Below are 8772 nucleotides of genomic sequence, written 5' to 3' on the forward strand. Positions count from 1 at the left end.
CGCTTGACCCTGGATACCCCCGCCGGCGCGGGAACAGAGCAACGCCCGCCGTCGCCGAGCGCAATACCCGGCACTTGACGGCGGACGCCTCCGGGTTTCCTGGCGCGGGGCGTCGTTCGTGGGACAGGCGAGGGCGGGCAGATCCGCAGGCGGGGGCAAACGCTTGACGCGACCGTGGTGCCTGGCGTGAAGGATCTGCGATGGTCGCCGGAGGCATCGTCTTCGCTCACATCCGGACCATTCCCGTGTCATGTCGCCTTTGTAGTGGACCGCCTGCTTTTGCGGTCAACCCCCGTTGGGGGTACGCTCGGCAAAAATTCAGAAAAATTCGATTTCGGTTTTTGTTGCGGGCCAGGCACTTTCCTTCCCGCAAGCGGGGCCCTTGAAAGTGCGGCCCGCTGTCTGCGGCAAATAGAATTTTCCAGAATTTCTTGCCGAGTGACCGCAGCAGGACGGCCCCCTCCTTTGGCGCCATCGGGAATGGTCCCGATGCAACCGAAGGAGAACTACCATGGCCACCACGATCGCAAATCTCACCGCCAAGGCCGACGGTTCGATGGAAGGCGTGTTCGCCACGCTGCGGGTCAACGCCCCAATCACCTTGATCCCGAACGCCAACAAGACCCGCGAGGATGCTCCCGACTACCGCATCGTCAACAAGCGCACGGGCTTCGAGATCGGAGCCGGCTGGCACCGCATTTCCCAGCGTTCGGGCGAGGAATACCTCTCGGTCAAGCTGGAAGCCCCCGAGATCGGCGTGATTTTCGGCAACCTCGCTCCCGCCCCCGGCGGCGACGAGAACAAGAAGGTGATCCTCTGGAACAACCCGCAGTGAACCGCAGCGAGCCGGCTCCGCAAGGGGCCGGCTCTCTTTTCGCTCCATTCGATCAGGAGGTTGCCATGAGCCGCTACACCATCACCGTCACCAGCGACCACCGCTCCGATCCCAACGCCGTCATCGGCTATGATCCGCCGCTTCGCACCTTGTTCCTGCAGGCGTTCCCCGACGAGAGCGGCGACGATCTCGCTTTGTGGCTCGGCACCGGCGACTGCGAGTACGAAACCCTCGACGCGCTGCACGCGGCAGCGCGATCACGCGGGTTCGACTTCATGCCGCTACCCAACGATGTCGCACGGCTGCTTGCGGAAGATCTCGCCAAGGGCGCCGACCGACAGCCGCAAGACGGCCCGCTCGCAGCATTCTTGCGGCATTTGCAATCGAAGTAGCCACGAAAGAGGCCGGTGCCGGGCAAGCGTCCGGCAAGGGCCTCTTTTTTGCCAACCCGGGCCGTCTCCGTCGAACGTCATCACAACGCTGACCTGTCACGGTGGCCACGTTGGCGCCTCACACGGGACGGTGCCGCGTCTGCTTCTCGGTTTCCGGTCGCATATCCGGGCATGGGGTGTCTGCTCAGGTCGTCCCATGGTGCCATGGCGCTCCGAAGGCCTCAAGGACGAGCGGTCCCCCCAAAATGCTTGCGCATTTCGGCTCCCCCACTCGCCGCCTCCGGCGGTCGCTGGGCGATCCTTGACCCCTCCGGCCCGCCATCGCCGCCGGCGTCGTCCTTCACAAACATCAAGGAGATGACGATGTCGATCGATCAACACATTGAAGAGCTTCGGGCGGAGTTGCGGAACGCCGTAGATGCCGACGAGCGGCGCTGGATCAAGGAGGAGCTGGCGATGGCACTGGCCGAGCGCGAGGCGATCTGGGCCGAGCAGGAAAGCCTCTTCAGCAGCGAGCCGCCCTTCTAGGGTGGCGTCGCGCCTCGGACGCGCTTGGCGGCCTCAGCCGTTGAGCGCGTCCTTCACGGCCTTCGCCGGCGCGAAGGCCAGCTTCTTCGACGCCGCGATCTTGATCGTTCCGCCCGTGGCCGGGTTGCGACCTTCACGCGCCGGCGTCGCCTTCACCTTGAATTTTCCGAAGCCGGGGATGTTCGTCTCGGCTCCGCTCGCCGCCGCTGGGACAATCTCCTTAAAGACGCTGTCGCCTATGGCCTTGGCCTGCGCCTTGTGAGGTTCTGCGCTGCTGCAATCTTGTCGGCAATCTCGGTTGCTGTCGTCATGAAAAGAATGTCGCCTGTCTCGAGGGCCTATTCTTCCCGTATGACAACGAATAGATGCCAAGCAGGGGCGACACGGCTGCCATCGCGCACATCCACTGAAAATCGCTGGGTTCTCGGGTGTTTCGCCCTCGGGGTCGGAATCTTACGCGGGGTTGCAGTCGCGATATCCCCGGCGACGCTTGGTGCGTTCGAGCCGCAGCGAAGCGCTGGCCGCGTGATCCTCGCTGTCGAACGTCTCCATCATCGACTGGCCGTTCGTGCCGATCCGGCCCCAGTTGCGGATGACGGAAGCGCCTCCGAACAGGGTCGGCTGGATCGCGAGCGTATAGAAACGCCGCATATTCCGAGATGGGTCGATGCGGCGAAGATGTACCGGGCCTGTTTCCTCATAATCCATGGGCGGAGTCTCGCTTGCTGCGGAAGCGGCGTCCAACGACTTCGCTGAATCAATGCGGCACAACAGATTCATTGCGGTGATGGGTTGCTGACATTTGGCTGCGGCGTAATTGGCATCGTTTTCCCTAAGCAGGGGCTGGGCGAGGCCCCTGCGGGGGCACGGCTCTATTCGCTGCGCTCACCGAACCCGCTGCGCGGTTTCGGCCCATTCGGTCACGATCCTCTCGCCACGCTCGACTGCCGAGCACATTCGCGACGATCGCGGCTCGGAACGGGTGCTGGAACGGCTGGACGCGGCGCCTGCGCACGCCAGGATTTGCTACTTTTTTTCGCGGCCCTTATGACTGACTGGAGCGATCGCGCTCGCCCACCAATCCTTCGATCATGCCAAGCAGGCTGGATGCCGTCGATGCCGGCATATCCAGGATGCGCAACACCAGCTTCAATTTGTCGTCGGCTTCCCTGCGGGTTTCCCCGAACAGGTGAGGGGCTGCCGCGTGGATCATTTCCACGGGCGAACAGTCGAGAATTTCGCACAGGTGGATCAGCCGGGTCGCCTGCAGCTTGGAGAAGGCCCGCTCATAGCGGGCGAAGATGGTTTCGTGCAGCCCGACCATCGTGCCCATCTGCGCGCGGTTCAGCCGCTTCGCGTCGCGATGCTCGCGGATAAACTGGCTGAATATCTGCTCCATCTCGCCGAAGCTTCGAATGCCTTCAAAGCCGGGCTTCCTGTAGATCGGTTTTTCCGACTCCGCATCGGTCGTTTCGACGAGCCCTTGCTCCTCAATGTATTTCTGAACATCCTTGATCGCCATGGCGGCGGCTTCTGCCCGTTCCCTGTAGCCCAAAAATGCGGGTCGGTCTGACCTGCGCATTCATCCCCATCGGCTCTAACTGCTCGTGGTTACAGCCAATTTGACATTAATAGCAGGAAAGTGCGCCCCGGATCAAATCGCCGTAGGCATCACGCACCTATCTCATCGAGATATTTGACGATCGCCGCTTCGATAATCGCCTGCATCGACGTTTCCGCGTTGAACGATGCCAACTTCAACCGGCGCTTTGTCTGCCGATCGAGACTCACATTGACAAAGAAGCTCTCTCCCTTCACCCGTTCGCGCTTCACCCGCCGGAGCGCCCTTCTTGCCTCCAGCCGCATGTCGACCTCGACCTCCGGCTTGCTGCTCGGCGGCTCCGGCGATCTGGTCGCTGAATCTTGTGGGCGCAGGTTGACGCCGCCAGCGGCGACCTGCTTTCGAGGCGCTGTCGCGAACTCATCGAGCGACAGATGTTCCCGGCGGCTCATTCCACTCCCCCATTTCCCCCGCCAAGGTTGAGGAGCATATCGATCTCCTCGACGACGCTCCGCGTCTCGCGGCGCGCCTTTGCGACTGCCTCCGTCAAATCCTGCATCTGCAGCGTGCCGATGCCGTTCTGGATATCCTTGTAGACGTTGCGCTCCATCACTTCGGTCCGGAACAGATAGGTCCCGACCTTGTCCTCCATGATCGGCCGGATTTTCCGATAAAGCTCGGTGTGGCGAACAGTCAGCGAGATGCGCGTCCGCAGCACGCCATGACGGCAGCGCCGACCGAGGGCTTCATTGACGCGCAGGACGGCCTCGAAACAATCGATCGCCCCCAGCACTTCCCGCTTCGACGCCTGAATTGGAGAGATCACCAGATCGGACCATCCAATTACCGGATCGACTATCGCGGTGTCCTCGCCCGGCGTGTCGATCAAAATGCGGTCAAAACTGTCGGCTGCCCGATCCAGAAAGGCGCTAACTGCCTTAGCCGTCTTGTGGCCCAGGACATCGATCCCCTCTGCCTGCGCTTCCTTCTCCCGGCAGTCGCTCCACCACCTGGTCAGATTGCTGCGCGCATCCATGTCGATCATGGCGACGGTCAGGCCCCGCAGAGCATATTCGCCGGCAATGTTCATGAGCGCGGTGGTCTTGCCAGCGCCACCCTTGCCATTGATGGCGGAGATCACGGTCGGCATCATGTGTTCTCCTACAAATATGTGTTTCTACTCACACACAAACTCATGTCTGTGGTGACGTGGATTTGTGTGACTCCACGCTCACACGACTATAGAAATGTAGAGTCACAATGACCATAGAAAAATAGAGATGTGGCGATATAAGCAGTAATTCGATGTCTTTTTGAGTTGGCAGGATACGGAAAAATGTGATACATTTTTCCTGACGATCGAGGGACAAGCCCTCGATCCGCGGCCGGCGGCCGCAAAGGCAGGAAAGATCGCGATGAAAGCGCCCAACATATCGCGTTCAAGACGGGCGGCCAGGCGAGACAAGGTCGCCCACATCCGCTTTGCGGAGGATGAGATCTCGGCCGTAGAAACTGCGGCGGAACAGGCTGGTCTTTCTGTTTCGGCATTTGTCCGATCGCTCTCGCTCGAAGGCGCAGGTGTCCGACCGTTCATGAACAGGGAAGATCGGGCGATCCTTGAGATGCTCATCCAGGACATGCGCGCCGTCGGTGGTAACCTCAATCAGATTGCGCGCGCCCTCAACGTTAGTCAGTCTGTCGCAGAGCCCGATCTCACAGGGGCAATCGACGATGTCCGCGCAATCGCCACCACGGTCGCGGTCGAGCTCGCCGCTATGACGAGGCGTGCCGGCGCTGTCCGGCGCGGCGAGGCGACCTGATGGAGTTCTTCCTCGGCGCCTTCGAGCAGGATTGGGAGCGCCGGCGCGCGGCGCTGCTGCACGAATTGCAGATGGGCGAGCACGAAGAGCTCGACTGGGACCGGCCGCGAAGGGGAGGGGTTGCCCACCTGCCATCGGGTGGCGGAGGCTGGAGCGGCAGCGCTCGACGGCAGGGCCGCGCTGTTACTTTCGGCGGAAACGTTGGCGGGCGGCCAATGCGTGCGCGGTTTGCGGCGCTTGCCCGGGGGAGCCAGCCGGCGGTGGTCAAGCTTGCCTCCTATGGCGGCGGGGGCCGGGCGGCGGCCATGATGAGTTACGCCTCGCGTTCCGGGGAACTCCCGGTGGAAAATGAAAAAGGCGAGCGGATCGTCGGTAAAATAGCGCTCGCCGAATTGCGCGAGGATTGGGAGCATCTCTTCGACAATCGCACCGCCAGCCGCGATGTCGGCATGTTTCAAGCGTCGGTTACCGTGACATCGATCGCAAGCATAGACGATCGACACGAATTTGTGCGTGAGATCCTGAGAGCAGGCTTAGGCGAGCGGCGCTTTGTCTATGCTTTCAAGGAGAAGAGCGCCGGCGAGTTCGAGGTCCACGGCGTCGTCGTGCTGCGCGACCCAGGCGGCGAGCGCCTGACTGCTGACGCCAAGGCAACGGCGACGGTCCAGGAGAGGGTCGACAATTCCGATGTCGGACGGAGTGCGGAAGTCCGTTTCCGGTTCCGCGGCTACGGCAACGGCGTGGAATTCGCAACGGCGCGGGTACGAGATCTGGTCGAACGGGCGCCGCAGGGTGACGTGCGTGATGGGACGGCCCGCATTATCGGAGATTTCGAAACGGCTGGTGACCTGGTTCAGAAAGAGTGGCGACGGGAACTACATAGCCGCAAGGGCAGGGACGTCATGCATCTCATCGTCTCGGCCCGCGCAGGCACGGATGTGAAAGCATTCCAGGCCGCGGTGCGCGATTTCCTGGGCGAGCAGTTCGGCGGCCACCGCTACGTGTTCGCACTGCATGATCCGACCGACGATCCGAAGGAAATGGGGCAGGGCGGCCGGCGGCCGCATATCCACGTCCATGCCATCGTCACCATGCGCTCCGAGACGGGTGATCGGATCGTGACCAGCCCACAAGTATTCCGGCAATGGCGGGCGCTGATGGCCGAGAAGGCGAGGGAGCATGGCATCGACATGGAGATGACCGACCGCCGCGAATTTGGAAATCCGCCGGCATATGCGCGCAACCAGGTGCGGCCGGTGAGTTATGCCGGCCGTACCGAGCATGAAGGCACGAGCAGAGTCGCGCAGGCCCGGTATGATGGCAAGCGTGCCAATCGGCACTCAGCAGCCCGATCGGCGCGTAGCGCCGGCTACGCTGTCGAGGCGGTCCAAGCTTGGGACGAGGTCATGCGCGCCACTCCAGACAAAGCCAACGCCGACTTTGCGGCCGCGCAGATCGGTCGGCTTCAGGCAGCACTAAGAGAAAGTCAAATCGACATCGGGAAATTTGAAAATTCGCATAATGCTACAAATTTGAAAGCCAATATGGTAGAGTTGGAGAAATTGGTCGCAGCTGGAGGCCTGCCCATGCGTTCGATGACGCGAACGGAATTCGAAGCCTATGAAAAGCGCATCGAAGCAGTGCTCGCAACCGTCGAGGCCGCCATCGAGCCGGTCGAGAAAAAGGATTTCGACGAGATCGCCGCGACGGCACGCGAGGTGGTGGAAATCCGTCGGGAGTATCTGGAGCTTTCGGAGCGACAGGCTCAGGCCGAGCGTCTCGAGGCTGCTCCACAGGGTCAGGGCGAACGGGACGCGCCGCGGCCTCCGCAGGATGCGGTCAAGTTCCAGGTGGCGGAGCGGGCCAGTGCTGACGGCACAGTAGATGGAAAGGTGAAAGATAACCCGGATCGGGGGCGCTTCGATGGCGAGGCACGCGTCTCGCGGGACGATCTCTTCGACAGTGCCATCGCTCGCCATGGCGAAAGGGCTGTGCGTGAAGGAGATGAGATCTTGGCCGGGTATGATGCTGCCGCCCAATCACTTGAGCGCGCCACGACCAGATTCTCGAACGAGTATTCCCGCAGTGACCTAGAGGACGAACGTGCAACCATTCGCGCTGACTATCTTGCGGAGTCAAATCGATATGACGCAGTGCTTCAGCGCTACGCCCGGGAAGCACTCGACGGGAACACCTATCTCTACGAACAATCAAAGGGCGAGGAAAACCTGCAGGAGGCGCTGAAGGAGGAGACTCAGCACCGTGCTTCCCAGCGGGCGATCGACATGTACGATCCTACAAGGAATCTCCCGGCGCGGCAGCATGACGAGCAGATGGTGCGAGCCGGTGACGAGTTGTTCGCCCGCATCGACGCCGCAAGGATCGCCGTTCACCGCCTTTACGAGCCGGAAAATCGCGACAGCCGATCACCCGCTTCGAGCCTTGCCGAAAGAGAAACCGAGCGTGACGCCCGGATCGCGAAATTGAACGAGGCCGAGGTCCGGTACGCGATTCTGTTGCAGGAGGCGGCCAGAGCCGCGATCGACGGCAACGGCTACATACGTGACATGGCAACGATCAGACACGATCTGAACAACGAAATCCACATGGAGAGCCGGCGCCGCGCAGAAGCAGAACAGGGACGTGACGACAACGTACGGGTTACATCTGGACCATCTGAACCGGGCAGCCGTGCGGCGAAGTTGAATGAAGAGTATCGGGCGGATCCGCCACAGCAGCAGGTTCCGCGCTTGAGCGAACTGGAGCGTGAAATCGATGAGCGGCACGACCGCGAGCGCGACGAACGGGAGCGTTAGGTCAGGACAATGAGGCAGCATTGGCACATCAAACCGCTTCCGCCGCCCGACGACAGTGCTGATCGTCCGGATGGCTTTGTGGGATGTGCACTGTTGGCTCTGATTGTCATCGGCCCCCTGATTTTGTTCGGGCATCAGCTGGATGCTATGGAGATGTGGCTGGTCGACGTCTACAAAGCGGTCGAAAGCTGGCTCGTGCCCGTTCGGGATTGGTTTTTGGGCTAGTGGCGTGCATCAGCACCCCGGCCATTGTATTTTCCGGCAATATGCCCTAAATTTGTAGGCACATTGCCGGAGTTGAACTATGGCCACTGCCATTGCTGTCATTGAAGAGGTTTCACGCAAGCTCGGGGGACCGAGCGTGCTGGGAACAGATGTTCGTTCTCAGGCAGATCTCGCCATGATCGTCCGTCGCAGATTGCCCTTGGCCACCTTGAAGGGATTGTCGGTTGCCGGCCTCAGCGAGCAGGAGATCGAGCGCTTCGTCATCCCGCAGCGCACCCGTCGCCATCGGGCCGAGAAGAACCAGCCGCTTACTGTGGAAGAGTCCGACCGCGCCGTGAGACTGGTTCGCATCCAGGCGCTGACGGAAGAGACCTTTGGGGATGCAGCAAAGGCCAATCGTTGGCTGCGTAAGGAGCTTGGCGAATTGGGTGGCGAGACGCCTTTGAGCGTCGCCCAGACCGAGGCCGGCGCCCGCGTCGTGGAAACCATCCTTGGGAAGATCGCCTGGGGCGCCGCCGCCTGATGCGGTTGTGGCGGCTTTCGAGCCTCCAGTATGCGAATGCGATGGACGGCGGCTACGGCCTGCTGTTCGATG

The 8772-nt window shown here is 61.5% G+C and carries 11 protein-coding genes and 1 pseudogene; 7 read left to right on the forward strand and 5 right to left on the reverse strand.

Annotation, left to right across the window (positions count from 1 at the left end; all coding sequences use genetic code 11):
• The first annotated feature begins 511 nt into the window (after positions 1 to 511).
• From EOA32_RS28590 to EOA32_RS38865, 3 genes are all read left to right on the forward strand, one after another.
• The gene (locus EOA32_RS28590) at positions 512 to 835 is read left to right on the forward strand and encodes a DUF736 family protein (RefSeq protein WP_085462449.1); all 324 of its coding nucleotides are present in this window, start codon (positions 512 to 514) and stop codon (positions 833 to 835) included.
• 65 nt (positions 836 to 900) lie between these two features.
• A complete protein-coding gene (locus EOA32_RS28595) occupies positions 901 to 1227 on the forward strand; it encodes a hypothetical protein (RefSeq protein WP_128373498.1) in 327 nt (108 codons plus the stop codon).
• A 363-nt stretch (positions 1228 to 1590) separates the two neighbouring features.
• On the forward strand, positions 1591 to 1755 hold the full coding sequence (locus tag EOA32_RS38865) for a hypothetical protein (RefSeq protein ID WP_189407439.1): 165 nt from the start codon (positions 1591 to 1593) through the stop codon (positions 1753 to 1755).
• Between the two features lie 33 nt (positions 1756 to 1788).
• On the opposite strand, the pseudogene EOA32_RS28605 reads toward EOA32_RS38865, so the two are convergent.
• The 5 genes and pseudogenes from EOA32_RS28605 to EOA32_RS28625 all read right to left on the reverse strand — a co-directional run bounded on the left by EOA32_RS28605 (position 1789) and on the right by EOA32_RS28625 (position 4469).
• Positions 1789 to 2066: pseudogene (locus EOA32_RS28605) on the reverse strand (HU family DNA-binding protein).
• A 142-nt stretch (positions 2067 to 2208) separates the two neighbouring features.
• Entirely contained in the window at positions 2209 to 2463 is a 255-nt protein-coding gene (locus tag EOA32_RS28610) for a WGR domain-containing protein (protein ID WP_128373500.1), read from the reverse strand.
• Between the two features lie 337 nt (positions 2464 to 2800).
• Complete coding sequence (locus EOA32_RS28615; protein ID WP_128373501.1) at positions 2801 to 3277, reverse strand: helix-turn-helix transcriptional regulator; 477 nt, start codon at positions 3275 to 3277, stop codon at positions 2801 to 2803.
• A 149-nt stretch (positions 3278 to 3426) separates the two neighbouring features.
• Complete coding sequence (locus EOA32_RS28620) at positions 3427 to 3768, reverse strand: hypothetical protein (protein ID WP_128373502.1); 342 nt, start codon at positions 3766 to 3768, stop codon at positions 3427 to 3429.
• On the reverse strand, positions 3765 to 4469 hold the full coding sequence (locus tag EOA32_RS28625) for a ParA family protein (RefSeq protein WP_245499407.1): 705 nt from the start codon (positions 4467 to 4469) through the stop codon (positions 3765 to 3767). Before EOA32_RS28625 ends, EOA32_RS28620 begins: the two co-directional genes overlap by 4 nt.
• A gap of 262 nt (positions 4470 to 4731) precedes the next feature.
• Here EOA32_RS28625 and mobC point away from each other — a divergent pair, with 262 nt between their 5' ends.
• From mobC to EOA32_RS28645, 4 genes are all read left to right on the forward strand, one after another.
• Positions 4732 to 5136 carry a plasmid mobilization relaxosome protein MobC gene (gene mobC / locus EOA32_RS28630; protein ID WP_128373503.1) on the forward strand — a complete coding sequence of 135 codons (405 nt, stop codon included), beginning with the start codon at positions 4732 to 4734 and terminating at the stop codon, positions 5134 to 5136.
• Entirely contained in the window at positions 5136 to 7952 is a 2817-nt protein-coding gene (locus EOA32_RS28635; RefSeq protein ID WP_128373504.1) for a hypothetical protein, read from the forward strand. The genes mobC and EOA32_RS28635 overlap by 1 nt, the downstream gene beginning before the upstream one ends.
• 9 nt (positions 7953 to 7961) lie before the next feature.
• Positions 7962 to 8177, forward strand: a complete 216-nt coding sequence (locus tag EOA32_RS28640) for a hypothetical protein (RefSeq protein WP_128373505.1) — start codon at positions 7962 to 7964, stop codon at positions 8175 to 8177.
• A gap of 79 nt (positions 8178 to 8256) precedes the next feature.
• Entirely contained in the window at positions 8257 to 8700 is a 444-nt protein-coding gene (locus EOA32_RS28645) for an antitoxin Xre/MbcA/ParS toxin-binding domain-containing protein (protein ID WP_128373506.1), read from the forward strand.
• The last annotated feature ends 72 nt before the right edge of the window (positions 8701 to 8772 follow it).

Source organism: Mesorhizobium sp. M1A.F.Ca.ET.072.01.1.1 (assembly GCF_004023325.1).
Lineage (GTDB): Bacteria > Pseudomonadota > Alphaproteobacteria > Rhizobiales > Rhizobiaceae > Mesorhizobium.